We start from the raw sequence: 19,893 nt of genomic DNA on the forward strand, positions 1-19,893 counted from the left end.
TGGAAGCACCGACCGATCGCTGGCGCGACGCCTTTCGTTGCGGCTCCATGGGATCACCGGCAACGCATCCCTGGGCCGACGCGGGCGATCAGCGACGTTTTGGGGATCCGGCTCGCGAGCGAACGGACGTCCTGGCAGCCGGCCGCTTCAACGGGCGGCCCTCGGCATCGGTGGACGTCGAGACGCGCACCGGCGGGATGTACACGCCCTCGCGACTGCACTCGAGCAGCTGCCTGAAGCGGCGGCCGCGCGTTTCCTCCTGCCGCGCACTCATCACCCAGAACGCGACCTTGCGCCGATAACTCGGTGGGCACGCCTGGTACCACGCCCACGCGCCCTTGTCCGCCTTGAACTGCTTCACGAACGCGGGCGCGAGCGAGACTGTGGCGTTCTCCGAGGAGTACTTCGTCGGCGCGACCGAAGGCCGCCGCTCGAAGGCCGCGAGGCCGGCGGGCATCATGCGGCCCGCGGCGATCAACGCATGGGCCTTGCCGATGTTCACCTGGCTCCAGTAGCTGCTCGCCTTGCGCGGCGTCCAGCGCTGCTGATAGCTGCGGTCATCGATTCGGTTGACACGGCCGTCGATCCAGCCGTAGCAGAGGGCCTCGTCGAGCGCCTCCTTGTAGACCACGCCGCCCCGGCCACTCTCCTTCTTGTAGTAGCCGATGAACAGCTCGGTCGCCGTCGCGTGGTTCCGCTCGAACCAGGCGCGAAGCTCGACGGGCGTGCGGAAGAATCTCGGCTTCATGCTCCAAGCTGAAGCGCCGCGTCCCAGCGCGAAAGGAAGGCGTCACCCGCTGGACCACGCAGTGGTACGTCCGGAGTCTCCTGGCCCGACTCTCTGGATGACCGCGGTGCCGATCGCGAGATTCCGGCCATGGACCGCCGAGACTTTGTCACCCGCACGGCCCTCGCCTCCCTCGCGTTCGATCTCACGAGCCAGGGACAGGGCAAACCCGCGTCGCAGGCGCCCCGCCTCCGCCCACTGATCTTCGACGCGATGGGCGAGCTGCGCGCCGAATACGACGCCACCGTGATTCGCGGCATGCTCGAAAGCGGCATCCGCGCCATCACCGTCACGCTCTGTGATCCGAAGCCCACCGGCGCCGAAGGGCTCGAAGCCGCCATCGACGGCATCACGGCGTACAACCGGCTCATCGCGAACAACCCACGCGCGTACCAACGGGCCACGAAAGTCGCCGACATCGATGCTGCGCGCCGCGCCAACCGCATGGCGGTCTTCTATCTCTACCAGAACACCGTGCAGTTCGGAACAGACCTGGACCGCATCGACCTGTTCCATCGCCTCGGCCTGCGGAGCTGCCAGCTCACCTACAACGATCGCAACGACGTCGGTGCGGGCTGCCGCGCCGAGGGCTCGCTGACGGAGTTCGGACGTGCGGTGATCGAGCGCATGAATCGGCTCGGCATGCTGATCGACCTCTCGCACGCCAACATGCCAACCATGGCCGATGCGATCCGGACCTCGGCGCGGCCCGTGATCATCTCGCACACCGCGTGCATGGCCGTGCATCGCAACGTGCGCAATACGACCGACGAGAACCTGCGGCTCCTCGCCGACAAGGGTGGCCTCGTCGGTATCTGCCAGATGCGGCCGTTCCTCACGACGAAGAAGACGGACAACCTCGGGGCGTACATCGACCACATCGATCATGCCGTGAAAGTGGCCGGCATCGAACATGTAGGCATCGGCAGCGACCGCGACCACCGCGTCATTGCGCTCACGCCGGAGTACGTGCAGGAACTCAAGCGCGAGGAGGGGGCGCAGGTCGTGGACGACGAGCTGCCCTACTTCATCGAGGCGCTCAACGGGCCGCGCCGGATGGAGGTGATCTGGAGCGCCCTTGAGAAGCGCGGGTACAAGAGCGCGGACATCGAACGAATCATGGGAACGAACGTCTACCGCCTGTACCGGGACATCATGGGCTGAGCGCCCCCCCCCGCGCCGATGCGACTCGTCCGACCCGCCTTTCTGCTCCTCACGACGCTCGTCGGGTGCCAGGTTCCCGACGTGCTGCGCGAGCGCGTGCACGTCTTGTCTCCGTATGAGCGCTACGCCGAGTCGCTGCGGCAGGCCGGGCTCGACTCCACGGCGCTTGGTCGCGATTGGCTCCTGGCCAGCGACAGCGCGATGCGCGCCCCGCTTACTCCCTCCGTGCCGTTCACGGAGGCGGGGTTCTACAGCCGCACCGAAGCACGGGCCGTGGCCTTTCGGTTCGACCTTCACGAAGGGCAGCGACTGGACGTGGATGTCCGCCACGACGGGCTTCCGGTACGCATGTTCGTGGACCTCTTTCGGCAGGAACTGCAGGATTCGGTCGTCACCTTCGCACACCAGCAGTCGGCGTCGACGCCTGACAGCAGCGCCAACGGGCAACGCGCGGTGCGCTATGAAGTGCGGGAGAGTGGCACCTATGTCTTGCGCCTTCAGCCCGAGCTGTTGCGCGACGGGCGCTACTCGGTGGAGGTGCGGACGGCCGCCATCCTCGCCTTTCCGGTGCAGGATGCCACCAACCGCGCCGTGCAGAGTCTGTTCGGCGTGGACCGCGACGGAGGCCGACGGCGGCACCACGGCATCGACATCTTCGCCCCTCGCGGGACGCCGGCTCTCGCCGCCACCGACGGCTACGTGCGCAGCATCAGCCCCAACCAGCTTGGTGGCAACGTGGTCTGGCTGAGCGACACGGTCAGAGGCCAAACGCTCTACTACGCGCATCTCGATCGCCATCACGTCAGGGCAGGCGACCAGGTGAAGGCGGGCGACACCCTCGGCTTCGTCGGCAACACGGGGAATGCAAGAACCACCCGGCCGCACCTGCACTTCGGCATCTATCGTCGCGGGATGGGCCCGATCGATCCCTGGCCCTGGGTCCGCATCGTGTCCGCTTCGCCGGCGCGCCTCGTGGCCGACACCGCACGACTGGGCACGACCGTCATGAGCCGTGGTCGCCGTACGCCGGTGCGCCTGGCACCGGCAGCCAGGTCGGACACCGTGCAGACGCTCGAGCCCGGTGTGCTGCTGCAGATCGTTGGGGCGCAGGGCAGCTTCTATCGGGTGCAACTGCCGACGGGTGAAAGCGGTTACCTTCCCGCACAGGCGCTCTCCCCGCACTGAGGGCACGCGCCGCGGGCGAAAGGCGATCCTGTGCTTCGGGCCGCTGAAACCGATCGCTCGTGCCCGGTCGTACTCCAGAACGTCCACACCCGAGCACGCTGCTCATGCAACGACTGTTGTCGGTGTTGTCTGCTGTCGCGATCACCTCTGCCGCACTGGGGGCACAGGAGGCCCGTCGGAGCCTCGATCTCATGATCGATGGCAAGGGCCTGTCGATCGGCGACTCCCGGCGCGTCACCGGCATCCGCCTCAACTTTCGCGATACACGACTCGAGCGCGTCGATGGACTGAACGCGACCATCTGGCACCCCAGGGACGACGGGGGCGGCGTGATCAACGGCGTGGCGCTCGGCCTCCCTTCCACGGGCGGGAGCCGAATCACGGGTATTGCCGCCGGAGTGTTTGGCGTGGCTGCTGAACGCGACCTCGTCGGGATCGGCGTCGGTGGTGTCGGTCTTGGGTCGGGCACCGGACTCCGGGGAATCATGGTCGCCGGCATCGGGCTCGGGACGGGCGGCGACCTGCGAGGGCTGATGGTCGGCGGTGTGGGCGCAGGCGCCGGTGGTAGCGCGCGCGGCATTCTCCTGGCCGGTGTGGGCGCTGGCGTTGGTGGCGACGTGAGAGGCCTGGCGGTCGCAGGGGTCGGTCTTGGTGCGGCCGGCGACTTCCGCGGCATCTCACTCGCCGGGATCGGTGCCGGTGTGGGTGGCGAGCTGCGCGGGGTGGCGATCAGCGGCGTTGGGACGGGAGCCGGATCGGGCGGGAAGGGCCTGGTGTTCAGCGGCATCGGCACCGGCATGGGCGGATCGTTCAGCGGGCTCGTGGTCTCCGGCATCGGCACGGGCGTCGGCGGCGATTTTCACGGACTGGCGATCAGCGGCGTGGGCACGGGCGTTGGCGGCGACGTGAGCGGCGTGACGATCAGCGGAATCGGGACCGGAGCAGGCGGTACCATCCGCTACATCGCGATTGCCGGCGCCGGCGTCGGGGCGCCACGCATCGAGGGGCTGGCCATCGCCGGACTTGGCGTCGGCGGTCAACGGCTGTCGGGCCTCATGCTGGCCGGGGGCGTGGTGCGCGTGGAGCGCGCGGGCGAACTCCACGGCGTGGGCGCGGCCGCGTTCAACTACATAAAGGGTCATCAACGCGGGCTCACGCTCGGCATTGTCAACTACGCGCGCTCGCTGAGCGGCGTGCAGGTCGGGCTGATCAACATTGCAAAGAGCAACCCGCGCGGGCGGCGTGTGTTGCCCGTCGTGAACTGGGGCACGCGATAGCGTCCTCGTACTTCGTGGCCCGGCAGGGAGCCCAGAAGCAGAGCTGCATCCACTCACCTTGCGCCTGACGAGGCCCACCGGGGTGCGCGTTTGGTCCCCACGTGACGGGGACCAAACGATCAGCGGCCGATACCATCAGGCCTTGCTCCTCGTTCCAGAGCTCGGCAACCGATTGCGCAAGCCGACCGCCGCCATCGCTGACGGATGAGGCGTCCGGTGGAAGTGGTCAGCTGACCTTTCCACCTCCTCTCGCCCAGGTTCACGCACCCTCGCCATTCTCGCGCCGTGCCTGCAGCTTGGGCGCTCGCGGTCTCCCCCCAACTACGACTCTCGCGTCCAATGCGCGCCTGGCTTCTCGTTCTCCTTATCGCCGCCCTCGGCGCCGCGGCCTGGTTCATGGAGCGTCGCACGCCCGCGGCAACGCCCGCTGCGCCGGCGGGCGGGTACGGCACGGCCAGCCCCGCCGCGCGCGAGTTCGCGAAGCTTGCCGATGACTACCTCGACCAGTGGGCGCGACGCCATCCATCCATCGCCGCCGGCAACGGGCTCCACGAACACGACGGTGAGCTGGAGGACCTGAGCGCCCAAGCCGTCGCTGCCGAAGTCGTGTGGCTGCGCGACACCAGGCAGCGCCTCGCCGCGATTCCTCGTCGTGATCTGCCGCCCGACGAGCTGGTCGACCATCGCATCCTCGATGGCGTCGTCGACGGATGGCTTCTCGAGCTGGATGGAATCCGCAACCATCGGCGCAACCCGATGATCTATGCCTCGGCCATCGCCGACGGTGTGCACAATCTGATGACGATGGAAAGCGCCCCACCGCAGACGCGCATGCATCGCGTCACCTCCAAGCTGCGCGGCGTTCCGCGGCTGCTGGAGGCGGCAAAGGCGAACCTGTCCAACCCACCCCGCGTCCTCGTCGAGCGCGGCATCACGATGTTCGAGGGCGCGAGCGCCATGTTGGGCAATGACCTTGCCCAGGCCTTCCCGGGGCCGATGGGCGAAACGCGCAACGCCATGTTGGTCGAGGCTCGGCAGGCGCGCGCCGCCATCGACGAGTTTGTCTCCTGGCTGCGCACTGACCTGCTGCCGCGTGCGAACGGAGTCAATGCGCTCGGCGCCGAATACGTGGCCGCGCGGTATCGCGCCGAAGAGCTGATCGACGTGCCACTCAAGGATCTCCTGGCCATCGGCATGCGCGAACTCGCGCGGGAGCAGGCGCTGTTCAGGGAGCAGGCGCAGCGCGTCGATGCGACGCGCGATCCGCTGAGCGTGTGGCGCGAGATCCGCCGAGATCACCCAAAACCCGGTGAGCTGGTCGCCGCAACGCGCTCCGCGGTGGCTGAGCTGGAAGCGTTCGTGCGCGCGAAGGATCTCGCCGGCATTCCGGACGGCGACAGCGTCGTCGTCGAGGCTTCGCGCCCATTCGATATCGGCCTCGCATCGATGCACGCCTCGCCACCGCTCGAGCCGGTCCCTGTGCGCTCGATCTACTACGTCACCGACGCAAACGCCGCGTGGCCCACCGAGCGTCAGGATGCGTGGCTCGAGCGATTCAATCGGGCGTCGCTGGCGATCACTTCCGCCCACGAGGCCATGCCGGGGCACTTCGTTCACGCACTCTACATGCGACAGACGCCGGGCAAGCTCCGTCGCATCTGGATCGGCCTGAACCCGTTCCCTCAGCCGTCGTCGGGGCAGGACGGTTGGGCGCACTACGCGGAGCAGCTGGTCGTGGAGCAGGGATTCCATGCAGACGATCCGCGGTACGCCATGGCGCAGCTCTCGGAGTCGATGACGCGCATCTGCCGACTGATCGCGGGCATCCAGACGCACACCGGCGGATGGACCGTGGACGAGTCGGCCAGGTTCTTCGAGTCGCAAGCGTTCGTGCCGGCAGAGGCCGCACGCCAGGAGGCCGTGCGTGTGGTGTATGACCCGACGAACGGCGGGTATTTCCTTGGCAAGCGCGCGATGTTGACCCTTCGGGAGGACGTGCGCGCAAAGGAAGGGAGTGGCTTCACGTTACGCGCGTTCCACGAACGTGTGATGCGCGACGGGATCGCGCCGTGGTGGGCACACCGATACCTCATGCTTGGGGACTCGGTGGGTCTGGTCGTGCAGTAAACCGGCGCTCTGGACCGGGCAGTGGTCACGGGGTACGCTTAGCGCCACGGGATCGTCGCGGATCACTCGAGCAACCGGACGTTACCATGACTGATCAGGATCGGATGTCCCGGCGCGAGGCGATGGGCTCCATCGCTGCCGGTGCCGCTGCCGTGCTTGGCCTTCCTGCGCTCGCCTGTGGCGGTGCTTCGTCCGGCCGCGCCGGCATCACGCCCGGCCTGCAGCTCTACACCGTGCGTGCCGCCATGCAGGACAGCGTGGAGTCCACGCTCGCTCGCGTCGCCAGCATCGGGTACAAGGAGGTCGAGTTCGCCGGGTACTTCGGTCGTGCCCCGGAGCAGATCGCTGCGGTGCTCAAGGTCAACGGACTCACCGCGCCAGCCGCGCACGTAAGCCTCGATGCGCTCGGCGACGGATGGGCCCAGGTCCTCGATGGCGCTGCCGCCATGGGGCACACCTGGGTCGTCGTGGCGTTCCTCACACCGGCGCAGCGCGGCGGGGCCGACGCCTACAAGCGGCTTGCCGGCGTGTTCAACGTCGCGGGCGAGGTCGCGCGCCAGCACGGTATTACCCTCGCCTACCACAATCACGACTTCGAGTTCCAGCCGCTCGGCGATACCGACGGCCACGCCATCCTGCTGTCGGAGTGCGACCCTGGCCTCGTGCAGTTCGAGCTCGACCTGTACTGGGTGACCAAGGCGGGCAAAGACGCCGCGGCATACGTGGCAAAGTATCCGGGCCGCTTTCCCCTGGTCCACGTGAAGGACATGGGCGCCGATGGCATGATGACCGAGGTGGGCGCCGGCTCGATCAATTTCCAGCAGGTCATCGATGCAGCAAAGAGCACCATCCGGCACTACTTCGTGGAACAGGACAACGCCAAGGTGCCGTTCGAGTCCATCACCACGAGCCTCGCCGCGCTCCAGCGGCTGCATCCATGAATCGCCGCGACGCCATCTCGCGCGCTGGGGCGGCCATGGCGCTCGGCGTCACGGTCGACTTTGCGCCCCTCGAGCGCGCCGCGCAGATCAACGCAGGCCGCCTCCGGCAAAGCGTCTGCCAGTGGTGCTACGACAAGATCCCGCTCGACGAACTCTGCGTCGCCGCAAAGCGCATCGGTCTGCAATCCGTAGAGCTTCTCGGTGAAAAGGACTGGGCGACCGTAAAGCGACACGGCCTCACCTGCGCCATGGCCAACGGCCCCTCCACGATCCGCGTGGGCTTCAACCGGCCGTCTGAGCACGACCGCCTCGTCGCCGAGTCGGAGCGACTTCTGCCGCTCGTCGCGGCCGCCGAACTGCCCAACATGATCGTGTTCAGCGGCAACCGCGACGGCATGAGCGACGGCGAGGGTCTCGAAAACTGCGTGAAGGGTCTGCAGCGCATCACGCCCACCGCCGAGCGACTCGGGGTGACCGTGTGCATGGAGCTGCTGAACTCGAAAGTCGACCACAAGGACTACATGTGCGACCGCACGCCGTGGGGCGCGGAACTCGTGAAGCGCGTGGCAAGCCCGCGCTTCAAGCTCCTCTACGACATCTACCACATGCAGATCATGGAAGGCGACGTGATCCGCACGATCCGTGAGAACGCGGCCCACATCGGCCACTTCCATACGGCCGGCGTCCCGGGGAGAAACGAGATCGACGAGACACAGGAGCTGCAGTATCCGGCGATCATGCGAGCGATTGCCGACCTCAACTACACGGGCTTCGTGGGGCAGGAGTTCATCCCGAAACGCGATCCCCTGACGTCCCTGGCCCAGGGCGTGAAGATCTGCGAAGTGTAGGGAGCGCCGAAGCGAGTGGGGTAGGGCACCGGTAGGAGCGCGAGGCGCACACCGGCGGGGGATCGTACTCGAAAGTCAGGTCCTCAGCGGGGATCGACGGCACTGCAGGGTGAGCATTGGGATTCCAGCGGAGATAAGCGGCAATCGAGGGAGCGTGAGGTGCCATCGGGGACCGAACTCACCCTGGGGAGGGCATGGGGCCCCCAGCGGGAGATCGACGGCACTCGAGGGAGAGGAGGGCCCCTGCGGAACTCGACGGCCCTCCAGCGAGAGCACAGGGCCCACCAGCGGGGATCGACGGCACGCGAGGGAGCGCGAGATCCAGCGGAGATCGACGGTGCTCCAGCGAGAGCAAGGGCCACCAGCGGGGGATGGACCGCAATCGAGGAAAAGAGTGAGGTCCTGGCGGGGATCGGCACACCCTGGGAGAGCAGGGGCCCCAGCGGAAATCGACGGCAAGCGAGGGAGCAAGTGGCGTGTGCGGGGTAGCAGTAGGGACGCCGGGGCGTTCCCCCGGACATCCCCCACCCAATCCTCCCGTGCCTGATCACACCGCTCACCCACCTGCGCAGTGTCCGACCTCACTCGCTCCCTTCGCCTCGCCGCGCTGACGGCGCTCGTCGCCATCCCCCTTCACGACGCCGGCGCGCAGTACTTCGGTCGCAACAAGGTGCAATACGACAAGCTCGACTTCCGTATTCTGCCGACCGATCACTTCCGCATCCACTTCTACCCCGCCGAATCGCTCGCCACCGCTGACGTTGCGCGGCTCGCCGAGCGCTGGTACGCGCGACACAAGGCGCTGTTGCACCATGAGTTCAGCGGCAACCCGCTGATCTTCTACTCCGACCCGCCCGACTTCCAGCAGTCGAACGTGATCGAGGGCGAGATCTCGCAGGGGACCGGCGGTGTCACCGAAGGGCTGCGTGAGCGCGTCATCATGCCCTTCACCGGCAGCTACGCCGAGACGGACCACGTCCTTGGCCACGAACTGGTGCACGTGTTCCAGTACCGAATCGCCGCGGAGTCAAAAGGCGGTCTGCGGTCAGTGGCCAACATCCCGCTGTGGCTCATCGAGGGCATGGCGGAGTACCTGAGCCTCGGTCGCGTCGACCCCAACACGGCCATGTGGCTGCGTGATGCGCTGCGGCGCAACGATCTGCCCACGCTCACGCAGCTCACGCGCGATCCGCGCTACTTCCCGTATCGCTACGGTCAGGCGCTGTGGGCCTACATCGGTGCACGCTTCGGAGACGACGCGGTGAATCGCGTCTTTCGGGCGGCGCTGGAGCAGGGATGGGAAAAGGGCGTGGCGACCTCACTCGGCGTGTCGACGGATTCGCTCAGCCGGCAGTGGCACGATGCCATTCGCGCGGCCTACGGCCCTGCGGTGCGTGAACGTACGGCGCCGGATCGCGTCGGGCGCGCCGTCGCGCTTGCCGGTGGTCGCGGGGAACAGAACATCTCGCCGGCGGTGAGTCCCGACGGGCGGTACGTCGCGTACTTCTCGAGTCGCGGGCTCTTCGGCATGGACCTCTACCTCGCCGAGGTGGAGACCGGGCGCGTGTTGCAGCAGCTCACGTCGGTCACCACCAACGCCCACTTCGATCAGCTGAGCTTTCTCAGCTCCGCGGGCACCTGGTCGCCGGACGGCGCGAAGCTGGCGTTCGTGGTGTATGCACAGGGCGACAACGAGATCGACGTGATGGACGTGGCCTCGCGTCGCATCGAGAAGCGAATCAGGGTGCGCGGCGTGGGCGCGATGGCCGATCCGGCGTGGAGCCCCGATGGGCGACAGCTCGCGTTCACCGGGTACAAGGGCGGCCTGTCGGATCTCTACCTGCACGACCTGGCGAACGGTCAGACGCGCCAGCTCACGAACGATCGCGAGGCGCAACTGCAGCCCTCGTGGAACCCCGACGGGCGCTCGCTCGCCTTCGTGACCGACGCCGGCCCCGAGACCGACTTCGCGCAGATGCGCTTTGGTGAGACGCGGCTCGCCATCATGGACGTGGCGGCGGCGAGGATTCAGCTGCTGCCCCGATTCGGAACCGGGAAACACGTCAACCCACGCTACACACCGGATGGCACAGCGCTGCTGTTCGTCTCCGACCAGGACGGCGTGAGCGACCTGTATCGGCTGAACCTGGCCAGCGGTGAGGTGCGCCGGGTGACGCGGATCGCGACCGGCGTCTCGGGGATCACCGCGCTTTCGCCTGCGCTCTCCGTCGCCCGCAACGGCACCGTCCTGTTGTCGGTGTTTGATCAGCAGGGCTACAGCATTCGCGCCCTCGCAGCCGCCGAGACGCTGGGAGAGCCCGTCACCGCCGAGTCCCAGAGGACGGCGGGAATCCTCCCGCCGGTGCAGGGCCGGGCCGCGCTCGTCGACGAGAGCCTCGAGCAGGTGACCGACGGACTGCCGCTTCGCGCGCCGACGGCGACCGTGCCGTACAAGTCCAGCCTCAGGCTGGACTACATCGGCGGGCCGCAGCTCGGCATTGGCGTGGGCGGAGGATACGGCACGGGCGTCTCCGGTGGCGTTGCGCTCTCCTTCTCTGACGAACTCGGGAACCGCAACGTGCAGGCCGTCCTGCAGGCGCAGGGCGATGTCAAGGATCTCGGCGGGCAGGTGCTGTACCTCAATCGCGAGAACCGGTGGAACTGGGGCGGGCAGGCGTACCACATCCCCATGGCCGGTGGTTTCGCGACCTATGACGATGCCACGTTCAACATCGACGGCCAGGATGTGCCTGGCACGATCTACCGGCAGGAGATCCAGCGCGTCTTCTACGACAACGCGCAGGCCATCGCCCAGTACCCGCTCTCAGCCACGCGACGGTTCGAGTTCAGCCTCGGCGCCCAGCGGATCGGCTTCGATCGACAGGTGGACTCGCTGTATATCGTTGGGGATCAGGTGTTGCGAGAGGTGCGTGGGTCCGCGCCGGCCGGCCAGGCACTCACCTTCGGCACGGCCACCGCGGCGTTCGTGGGCGACTACTCGTTCTTCGGCTTCACCTCGCCGGTTGCCGGTGGCCGCTATCGCTTCGAGCTGTCGCCCAGCGTCGGTACCATCAACTACGCGACGGCGCTAGCCGACTTCCGGCGCTACTTCCTGGCACGGCCGGTGACGCTCGCGTTCCGTGGCATGCATTTCGGCCGGTACGGCGCGGGGGCGGAGAGCGATCGCATGCAACCCCTCTTCGTCGGGCAACCCTACCTCATCCGCGGTTACGACCCGTCGAGCTTTGACGCAAGCGAGTGCATCGGTGGATCGCCCGCGAACGACTGCCCGGCCTTCAACCGACTTGCCGGCAGCCGCATCGGCGTGGCGAACGTGGAACTCCGCATCCCGCTCTTCGGCACAAGGCAGTTCGGGTTGATCAACCTCCCATTCCTGCCCACCGAGGTGTCGCCGTTCGTGGATGCCGGCTATGCGTGGAACAAGGGCGACAAGCTGGACTTCCGCTTCGACCGGAGCACGAGCGACCGCGTACCGGTGTTCAGTGCCGGGTTCTCCGTTCGCGCCAACTTGTTAGGCTACGCCATCGGCGAGTTCTACTGGGCACACCCGTTCCAGCGCCCGGAAAAGAACTGGGTGTTCGGCTTCCAGCTGCAGCCGGGCTGGTAGGCTGTCGTCGCGAGCGCGACGTTGGGTGGTCGCCGACCGAGTCCCGCCACTGTGATCCGGCTGGCCGCAGCCGTTCCACGGTGGCGGAGACGCCCTGTCGATCTCCGAGATGGGCACGCTCGCGGCATCAGCATCCGTCGCGATGCTAGCCCAGGAGTCCTCAACGCGTTGCAGTCGTTCGGCGATCGAAAGCCGGCGGTAGTCGAAGGCAGGTTCGGTGGCAATGCTTGCCAGGTCGGCAGTCCTGTAAGGCGTGCGCCAGATGAGTGTCGCGTCCTTCCAGGGGTGCCCGGTCTCCAACCAGCGGCCTACCTTCGCTGCCGGTCGAGTTCCGCCAGGCGCCTGCGGGCCAGTACCAACTCGGGCACACTCACGTCTCCGCCCGGCCAACGCTCCAGATACGACGCCAGCGCCTGGCGCTCGGCCAGCGTGTCCCGGATTTCCCGGGCCAGCCGACCCAGGCGAACCGGCGCTCGGAGCCATTCGTCCTGCGAGTCATAGCCGAAGTGGAAACCGCTCTGGAGCGCCTGTGCCGCCAGGCGCGCGGAGTCGAGTTGCCCGAGCCGCAGGAAGGCGTCGGCGCGCAGCGCGTGGCGATAGGCGGCGTACGGCTCGTAGCGGTCTTCCGCCACCTCGGCGAGTGCACGTTCCGCGTCGTGCCTGGCCAACTGCACCCATCCTTCGAGCAGCCGTAGCGCCGACTGGTCCACAGGGCGCTTCGTTGCCTTGGCGCGTGCCATCCGGAGTTGTGCCTCAACCTCCGGCAAGCGACCCGCACGGACAAGCGCATGGCCCAGGATGAGGTGATACCCCGGCTCCATGTTCCACTCCCGGGTGAGCGCAATGGCCCGGTCGAGTGCCCGCGAGGCATTTGCCTCCTGCCCCATGGTCAGCAGAACCTCGCTCAGAAGCACACGATTCCTGAACTCGGAGACCTTGGAGTTTCGTTCGTGCGACAGCACGCTGGATTCAAGGAACCGCGCCGCTGCCTGCTGGTACCGGCCCCTCATCATCGCGAGGAAGCCGAGCGAGCGTAGACCAAAGGCGCGGTCGCCGGGTTCGTCCTTCGCCGCCATGCGCCCGAAAACCGAGTCCGCCGCGTCCAGCTTGCCGAGTCGAACAAGAGCGCGTCCCCACTCCAGATTGAGGCTGCCGCGATACAGAATGCCTGGCTCCGAGGCTTCAGCTCTACCGTATGCCGCCAGCGCCGAATCCGGCTGGTCGAGGATCTGGCGGCAAGTTGCGAGCGTCACCCAGGCGGGGGCATACAGCGTGTCCAGGTCCAGGGACCGCTGTACCGCGTGAATAGCCTCCTCACAGCGTTCCTGTCGCATAAGGGCACCGGCCAGAGTGTGCCAGGTATCCCGATCGGGATACCTCTCGGCCATGGTCCGTAATTGTGTGATGGCCTCCTCCGGATGACCGAGTCGAGCGGCTTCCGTGGCGAGGAGTGTGAGGTGCTCGCGTTCCGTCAGGCGGTCGGCGTGGGCCCGGGCGCGCCGCAGGTACGCGGTACCCGAGTCGCGATCGTTGTTCCAGTAGTGGAAGTCCGACAGGGCGAGCAGCGCCATGGCAAAGGCGGAATCGAGCTCCACGGCACGGCGCCAGTAAGGCAGTGCCTCTGACGGTCGCCGCCACCAGGCGGTCCGGCCATCGGCGTAGGCACGCAAGGCCTCGATCGAAGACGTCGTCGCCAGGGGAAGGGGGCGTCGCGCGCGCGTCTCCTGCCGGGACTCCCCCAGCTCGTGACGCAGATCCGCCAGCACCTCGTCGAGTTTCGCGACCACGTCATCGGGAGTACCAGTGGTGCGCCGGGACTCGCCGCGGCTCGTACCAGTAACCGGATCGATGATCCGTCCGGTGACGATGAACCGACCTTGGAGCTGATCGATGGCGAGGCCGATCACCCCATCCAGGTTCTCGCGCTCGGCGACCTCGCGCAGCAGTTCGAGGTCGAGTACCGAGTCGGCGCCGGCACGACCCATGCGCGAGAGAGTTTCGCGAATTCGCTCGCGCGGAAATACCTGCACGGAGCGGGATTCACTCAACGAGATCGTGGCGGCCACAGTGAGGGCGCGCCCCAACACGGTATCGCCGGCGTGGCTCGCCACATCGGCGACCAGAACGCGCGAGTGCGCGGACCGAGGGGTCATGCCCCGAGTGAACAGGTATCCTGACGCCACAATCACCACCGCGCCGGCGCCCATGATTACCGCACGTGACGGCAGCCAGGGAGGCCGGGCCAGCGAACGGTGTCGGTGCACCCGATCGGCGAGCATCGTGGACGACTCATCCGTGGCGGCAAGGGCCTGTGCAGCCCTCCGGTGAAGAACGCGGCGGCGCTGCGGTGCGAGCGTTGCGTATACAACGCGACGGCTCGCGTCATCGGTAAACGCGAACCGGCCGGGATGCGACGCGTGTTCGCGAAGCCAGCGGCGTGCCAGCAGCTCGGCCATGGCTTCGTGAGCAACGTCGGGGTCACCGCTCACTTGCTGCAGCACGTCAACCGTTGCGGGTTCTCCCAGTACGGCGAGACCTTCCAGGAGTCCGCGGGCCGGTGGTGAGAGGGCCTTTAGCCGGTCCCTGGTGCGCTCCCCGGCTCCGGCCGGGACGGGCAACGCGAGAGCCGCCCCGGGCCCGCTCCAGACTCCATCCTCATCCATGCGCAGCACCCCGCCCTCGATGAGGAGCTGGAGGATTTCGACTACCCGCCCGGGAGCGCCGCCAACCTCACGTCGCATCATCGTTGCCAGCCGCGCGCTGGTCTCTGGCGCGAATGCGGCGGCCGACTGGAGCAATTCGATGATCGACTCCTCGTCGAGTCCCTCGAGCACGATGCGGTCCAGGTGTCCCGCGGCCTGCCGATAGTCCGCTGCGAGTACGGACGCGAGGCGATCGTCGGAGCGGGTGCCCAGCACCAGCAGACATCCTGCCGGTGGATGTCGGATCAGGTGTGTCAGGACCGGGAGGCTTTCCTCGTCAGCGGCGTGGGCATCATCCACCGTGACCAGGACCGGCTTATCCGCCGCGACATCGGTCAGGGCGCGATGGATGGCCTGAGGCAGGGTCGTGGCGCCGGCGCCCGGCAACTGCCGAAAGCGCTCTTCAATCTCTGGAGCGATCGAGCGCAGAGTTGCCAGCATTTCGGCTGGTACGCCAGCGAGCCCGGGAGCATCCAGCAACTGGAGTACGAAGGCTCGCGTGAGCGAATTCCTGACGTCGTGCTCCGAGGCATAGGCTCGCGCGGTGAGGACGAACCCGCCGGGTCTGGAGGCTTCCACCACACGACCAAACTCCTCGATCAGGCGGCTCACTCCCATTCCAGGTTCCGCCTCGATGACCACGACGCGTCCCGCACCCGACTGAGCGCGCCGCCATGCCGCAGAGAGAGCGGCCAGTTGAACATCCCGCCCGACGAGCGCCGGAGTCGCAAGCCCTCGCACCTGGCGGAGCGCATCCGGCCGTCGCGCCATCGGGAGCAGTCGCGTCACCGCGGCCGCTGCTTCTCCACTCTCGGGCAGGATGCTGCGCCAACGCTCCGCCCCGCGCAGCGCCTGAAGCCAGTCGTCGCGCTGTTCCGCGTCCTGAATCAATCGCGGGAAGACTGTCATCGCCGTTCGCGCGAGTGCGCCGCGTTCCTGCTCAAGCCACTCACGCCATGCTTCCCCGCCAACGTCTTCGTAGCCAGGGAGGAACTCCCCCTCGTAACGCGCGGCGGCCGCTGTCCAGTTCGCCGCAGCCACGTCCTCTTCGAGCGACCGAAGGTCCAGTAGCACGCAACTAGCGTCCAGGGTCACGACCTCGGCGTCGGCAGTGATTCCCTCTCCAAGCACGTCGCGCAGTTCGCTGAGCGCCTGCCGCAGCGATTGTCGCGCGAGCGCGGGCGATGCATGCCAGAGCAGGTCGGCCAGGTGCTCACGCCGAATGGGCCGCGAAGGACGCCGCGCCAGGTAGGCCAGGAGCGCCAGGACCTTGCGCCGACCTGCCAGTACCCGCTCGCCTCCGACCGTGAGTTCCAGACGACCCAGCGTGGCGAGCTGCCTGCTGGTATGACGCATCGCCATGTGACGCGGTGGCTTGACGGCGCTTGACGCTTGCTTGGCGCCTCGCCGGGAAGTTGATGGCCGACCTGATAGCCCGCCAGAGGTAGTGATGAGCGATCGCGACAGGGCCATCCATTCCTACTACCTGCTCCACGTGTGCTCACAGGGGGGGGCACACGAAGAGATCAGCGGGATGATCGAGGACCTGCGAACCGGTCGCCGATTTCCCTTTGCCACGCTCTCAGCCCTCACCCGGCTGGTGCGTCCGAGGGCCATCAGCGACTTCTCGAAGCCGGACGCAGGCGCGCGGCCAGACGGCGGGCGAGGATCGGGAGAAGGGCTGTCGAGCTGAAAAGGGAGATACGATCATGTCGATTACACGATCCGTACTTGTCAGGTGCGTCGCGGTCGGCAGTGCCCTCTGGGGCCTGGCTTGTGGCGGCGATTCCAGCAACCCGGTAACGCCACCGCCTCCACCGCCTCCACCGCCGGTGGTCGCGACGGTAGAGGTCTCGCCCACGTCTGACACGATCCCCGTTGGGGCATCCACGACACTCACTGCCGTGGCTCGAGACGCGCAGGGGAAGACCCTGAGCGGGCGGACGGTGACCTGGACCACCAGCAATGGCGCGATCGCGACGGTATCCACGAGCGGAGTGGTGCAGGGTGTCGCGCATGGCCGCGCCGTGATCGCCGCCGAAATCGACGGGAAGCGCGACTCGGCGGTCGTTACGGTCGAGGCCGTGATCGCGATGGTGGAGGTCGCGCCACGGTCCGCCACTGTCGCCGCTGGTGCGTCAATGACGCTCACGGCGGTGGTGAAGGACGCGCAAGGCAATGTGATTCCCGGGCAGTCCCTGACTTGGACTACCAGCAACGGTGCGATCGCGACGGTCACCACCGGTGGAGTGGTGCAGGGGGTTGCGTTGGGCAGAGCCGTGATCTCCGCCGAAATCAGCGGGAAGCGCGATTCGGCGGTCGTCTCTGTCGAGACGGTGGCCACGCTGGAGCAGAGCCGCGCCGTTACCCGCACGATTGGTCGGGGCGGAGGAACGATCACGGCGCAGGGGAGCGACGGTCGGAGTTACCGGTTGGAGATACCGGCGCAGGCGCTGAAGTCGCCCGTGGCGATCACCCTGACCCCCATCTCCTCGTTGAACGGGTTGCCCCTGTCGGGCGGCGCGAGGGGGGCAGTGCAGCTTGAGCCGAGCGGACTGCGATTCATGAGACCCGGGGTGTTGCGCATCGGATCAACCGCGGCGCCTGGCACCGGACAGACCGTGATCGGGTTCTCCGGTGCATCGGCGTCGTCGGTGGGGCTGGAGTTGGCGCGGTCACTGCCGGGCGAACTGGCGGTGCTGGTGACGCACTTCAGCACCGTGGGGGTCGGGTTTGGCACGCAGTCGGATGTCTCGCAGATATTGACCTCCTACCTGGGTAGCAACGCTCCGTCTCCGATAGACGCCTACCGGAGTCGGCTGCAGGCCGAGTTCTATTCGCAGCCGTACGATGCTGCGGCCGAGGCCCGGGCGGAGCAGATCGTTCGAGACGCGATGCGGCTGGTGGTGCTTCCGGCGGCGGCGACGGTGGCCAACGACAACGATCTCGTCCGCTGGTTCACCGTGGTTGGGGCTTGGTGGCTCATGGTCTTGGACTTTGACGTCGACGGCGGAATGGCCATACCTGTGCTTGGGGCACCGGATCCATACCCGCAGCCGCCGTCCCCCAACCACGCGACCTTTGGCGGCGAGGTCGCGCAGCTGCGGGCGGCGTTCGCGCCGCTGCTGCGCGCGGCTGTGGCTGGCAATAACACGTTGTGCGCCAGTCAGGAGAGCTTCCCGGCTCTGGAAAACGTGTTGTTCTGGCAGAACGTGGCCGAGGCGATGGGGATCGCCACGGCGGCGGAACAACTGGACCGTGCGTCGATCCTGGCCAACGTTTGCGTGGATGTGGTCATGGCGTCGGACACGCTGCCCCGGGGGATCAACGTCGGCACGCCGTACTCCCTGGTGACGGTGTTCGGGGCACGGTTCAAGGGGCACACCGCGATCAAGCCGGTGGCGTTCGCGATGGAGGTGTTTTCGTCAGGCAACGCCACGGTGGCTACCCCCTTGGGGGATAGTGACGCTGGGGGTCGCTATGTCACGACCGTACGGGCCATGGCGCCGGGGACGGTGGTCTTTTCAGCGAACGCATGCCTGATACCGCCCGGCTGGCTGGGGGCAACGGATGTCTGCGGCGACACGACCATCACGCGCACCGCAATCGACACCACGACGCCACCGCCACCGCCACCGCCACCCCCGCCGCCACCAGCTGGTACCTGCCCTGACCTCAAGGTGTTTGGGGGATTCCCTCAGGACAGTCTGGACAAGCTCAGCTGCATCCAGAACCTGAAGGTGGGCAATGGCAACTGGAGCTTCCCGATCCTCAACCGCGTTACCGGGGCAATCATGATTCTCGCGTCGTCCAGCTCAATCCGGGCCCCGGCACTGACCGTAGTCGACGGCCCGATGAGCATCGGCGGCAGCCTTCTTGCGCTTGAGTTCCCGTCGCTGACCCGCATTGGGGACGGCGCGGACTTCGGACCCAGCGCGCTCACAGAACTCGACCTTTCGTCACTGGTACGCGTGGAAGGACCCCTCCGCATCGGCGGCATGGCCGATCTCAAGAAGCTGAAGATCGGGAGTGCAAGGATCGATGAGAACTTTTCCATTGTCGGCAATGGCGCCCTCACAGACATAGGTGGGGTGAGTTGTGGAATCATCGTTGACGGGGACCTGGCCATCATGAGCAACCCGGCGCTGCCGCAGGCAGTCGCACAGGCCAAAGCGAACTGCATCACGGTGACGGGGACGAAGACAGTGAAATTCAACAAACCTTGAGCAGGGGCGTGTCGGCCCAGGCGCGCTACGCGCAGCGTTTCGGGGCGGTCGAGCCGGTGTGTGCGAACCTGCGCCACAACAAGCGGCTGGACCGCTTCACGCTGCGCAGCCGCGTCAAGGTTGAGGCGCCGTGGCGACTCTTCTGTCTGGTGCACCACATCGAGACGCTCGCCCACACGGCTGCGCCGCCTAACGCTTCTGGAGTCGGCGGTCGGTCGCGAACGCCCGCGCTCGGGAATCGTCCACGCGAACGGCCACAGACCTCACGACGCTCTCACTCCCCCTCCGCGTCGCTTACCAACGTGATGGCTGCTGCCGCGTCGACCAAGGAGGGTTTTCCTACACCTTGAACGACCAAGCTCAACGTTCGCTGCAGCGAAATGTTGGGCGGCAAGTCTCCAGCTTCACAGTGCCTGAGTTGACGCTTGGACTGGCGCATATCTTGCAACCGCCGAAAAACGGCCCAAGATTTGGGAGCACCGTCGACAGGAAAACCCGCCGCATGAACATACGTGAGGCCCACAGCAGAAGATTTTGAAAGATTTGGCCGTTCTTCCGGGAGATTGTCGCAGCCGGCGAAACTTACGCTTACCCGCGAGACATAACCAAGGCTGATGCTTTTCATCTCTGGATGGAGTACCCGCGTAAGACGTTCGTGGCTGAAGAGGATGGCCGCATACTTGGCACCTACTACATCAAGACCAACAACGCGGGCCCGGGCGCCCACGTTTGCAACTGCGGGTACATGGTTTCATCGGAGGCGCGCGGCAGGGGCTTGGCTACGACGATGTGTGAACACTCGCAGGCCGTTGCCATAGAACAGGGGTACAAGGCGATGCAGTTCAATTTTGTTGCCGCCAGCAACGAGGGCGCCGTGCGTCTGTGGACGAAGCTCGGGTTTGAAACGGTGGGACGACTGCCGCGGGCGTTCTCGCACCCCTCGATGGGATTGGTAGATGCGCTGGTGATGTACAAATGGCTCGACGCAACAGCTTGAATTCCGCCGCG

11 protein-coding genes and 2 pseudogenes are annotated in these 19,893 nt (G+C 66.8%); 11 read left to right on the forward strand and 2 right to left on the reverse strand.

The genetic code is table 11. From position 1 onward, the window contains the following. Window positions 1-88: 88 nt before the first annotated feature. Window positions 89-748, reverse strand: a complete 660-nt coding sequence (locus IT361_15500; protein ID MCC6319085.1) for a YdeI/OmpD-associated family protein — start codon at window positions 746-748, stop codon at window positions 89-91. 129 nt (window positions 749-877) lie between these two features. On the opposite strand from IT361_15500, the gene IT361_15505 reads away from it, so the two are divergent. The 7 genes from IT361_15505 (at window position 878) to IT361_15535 (ending at window position 11,957) form a co-directional block, all read left to right on the forward strand. Further along, window positions 878-1,951: a membrane dipeptidase gene (locus IT361_15505; protein MCC6319086.1), complete on the forward strand. Its 1,074-nt coding sequence runs from the start codon at window positions 878-880 to the stop codon at window positions 1,949-1,951. A gap of 18 nt (window positions 1,952-1,969) precedes the next feature. After that, window positions 1,970-3,136 carry a M23 family metallopeptidase gene (locus IT361_15510; GenBank protein MCC6319087.1) on the forward strand — a complete coding sequence of 389 codons (1,167 nt, stop codon included), beginning with the start codon at window positions 1,970-1,972 and terminating at the stop codon, window positions 3,134-3,136. 104 nt (window positions 3,137-3,240) lie between these two features. Then, window positions 3,241-4,413: a hypothetical protein gene (locus IT361_15515; GenBank protein MCC6319088.1), complete on the forward strand. Its 1,173-nt coding sequence runs from the start codon at window positions 3,241-3,243 to the stop codon at window positions 4,411-4,413. Between the two features lie 339 nt (window positions 4,414-4,752). Then, window positions 4,753-6,540: a DUF885 domain-containing protein gene (locus IT361_15520; protein MCC6319089.1), complete on the forward strand. Its 1,788-nt coding sequence runs from the start codon at window positions 4,753-4,755 to the stop codon at window positions 6,538-6,540. A gap of 86 nt (window positions 6,541-6,626) precedes the next feature. After that, a complete protein-coding gene (locus IT361_15525; protein ID MCC6319090.1) occupies window positions 6,627-7,481 on the forward strand; it encodes a sugar phosphate isomerase/epimerase in 855 nt (284 codons plus the stop codon). Then, on the forward strand, window positions 7,478-8,329 hold the full coding sequence (locus tag IT361_15530) for a TIM barrel protein (protein ID MCC6319091.1): 852 nt from the start codon (window positions 7,478-7,480) through the stop codon (window positions 8,327-8,329). Before IT361_15525 ends, IT361_15530 begins: the two co-directional genes overlap by 4 nt. A 607-nt stretch (window positions 8,330-8,936) precedes the next feature. Then, window positions 8,937-11,957 carry a PD40 domain-containing protein gene (locus tag IT361_15535; GenBank protein MCC6319092.1) on the forward strand — a complete coding sequence of 1,007 codons (3,021 nt, stop codon included), beginning with the start codon at window positions 8,937-8,939 and terminating at the stop codon, window positions 11,955-11,957. Window positions 11,958-12,265: 308 nt separating this feature from the next. Here IT361_15535 and IT361_15540 read toward each other — a convergent pair whose 3' ends face one another. Continuing rightward, the gene (locus tag IT361_15540) at window positions 12,266-16,015 is read right to left on the reverse strand and encodes an AAA family ATPase (GenBank protein ID MCC6319093.1); all 3,750 of its coding nucleotides are present in this window, start codon (window positions 16,013-16,015) and stop codon (window positions 12,266-12,268) included. 94 nt (window positions 16,016-16,109) lie between these two features. On the opposite strand from IT361_15540, the gene IT361_15545 reads away from it, so the two are divergent. From IT361_15545 to IT361_15560, 4 genes and pseudogenes are all read left to right on the forward strand, one after another. Beyond that, entirely contained in the window at window positions 16,110-16,352 is a 243-nt protein-coding gene (locus tag IT361_15545) for a hypothetical protein (protein MCC6319094.1), read from the forward strand. 139 nt (window positions 16,353-16,491) lie between these two features. Beyond that, complete coding sequence (locus tag IT361_15550; GenBank protein ID MCC6319095.1) at window positions 16,492-18,885, forward strand: Ig domain-containing protein; 2,394 nt, start codon at window positions 16,492-16,494, stop codon at window positions 18,883-18,885. A gap of 47 nt (window positions 18,886-18,932) precedes the next feature. After that, window positions 18,933-19,061: pseudogene (locus IT361_15555) on the forward strand (transposase). Window positions 19,062-19,387: 326 nt separating this feature from the next. Continuing rightward, a pseudogene (locus IT361_15560) lies at window positions 19,388-19,882 on the forward strand (GNAT family N-acetyltransferase). The last annotated feature ends 11 nt before the right edge of the window (window positions 19,883-19,893 follow it).

It is taken from the genome of Gemmatimonadaceae bacterium (assembly GCA_020846935.1).
GTDB lineage: Bacteria > Gemmatimonadota > Gemmatimonadetes > Gemmatimonadales > Gemmatimonadaceae > RBC101.

Bases quoted from the DNA above. Each gene is read 5' to 3' on its own strand.
- IT361_15540 (MCC6319093.1), bottom strand. From the start codon at position 16,015: ATGCGTCATACCAGCAGGCAGCTCGCCACGCTGGGTCGTCTGGAACTC.
- IT361_15520 (MCC6319089.1), top strand. From the start codon at position 4,753: ATGCGCGCCTGGCTTCTCGTTCTCCTTATCGCCGCCCTCGGCGCCGCG.
- IT361_15530 (MCC6319091.1), top strand. From the start codon at position 7,478: ATGAATCGCCGCGACGCCATCTCGCGCGCTGGGGCGGCCATGGCGCTC.
- IT361_15500 (MCC6319085.1), bottom strand. From the start codon at position 748: ATGAAGCCGAGATTCTTCCGCACGCCCGTCGAGCTTCGCGCCTGGTTC.
- IT361_15545 (MCC6319094.1), top strand. From the start codon at position 16,110: ATGAGCGATCGCGACAGGGCCATCCATTCCTACTACCTGCTCCACGTG.
- IT361_15525 (MCC6319090.1), top strand. From the start codon at position 6,627: ATGACTGATCAGGATCGGATGTCCCGGCGCGAGGCGATGGGCTCCATC.
- IT361_15505 (MCC6319086.1), top strand. From the start codon at position 878: ATGGACCGCCGAGACTTTGTCACCCGCACGGCCCTCGCCTCCCTCGCG.
- IT361_15510 (MCC6319087.1), top strand. From the start codon at position 1,970: ATGCGACTCGTCCGACCCGCCTTTCTGCTCCTCACGACGCTCGTCGGG.
- IT361_15515 (MCC6319088.1), top strand. From the start codon at position 3,241: ATGCAACGACTGTTGTCGGTGTTGTCTGCTGTCGCGATCACCTCTGCC.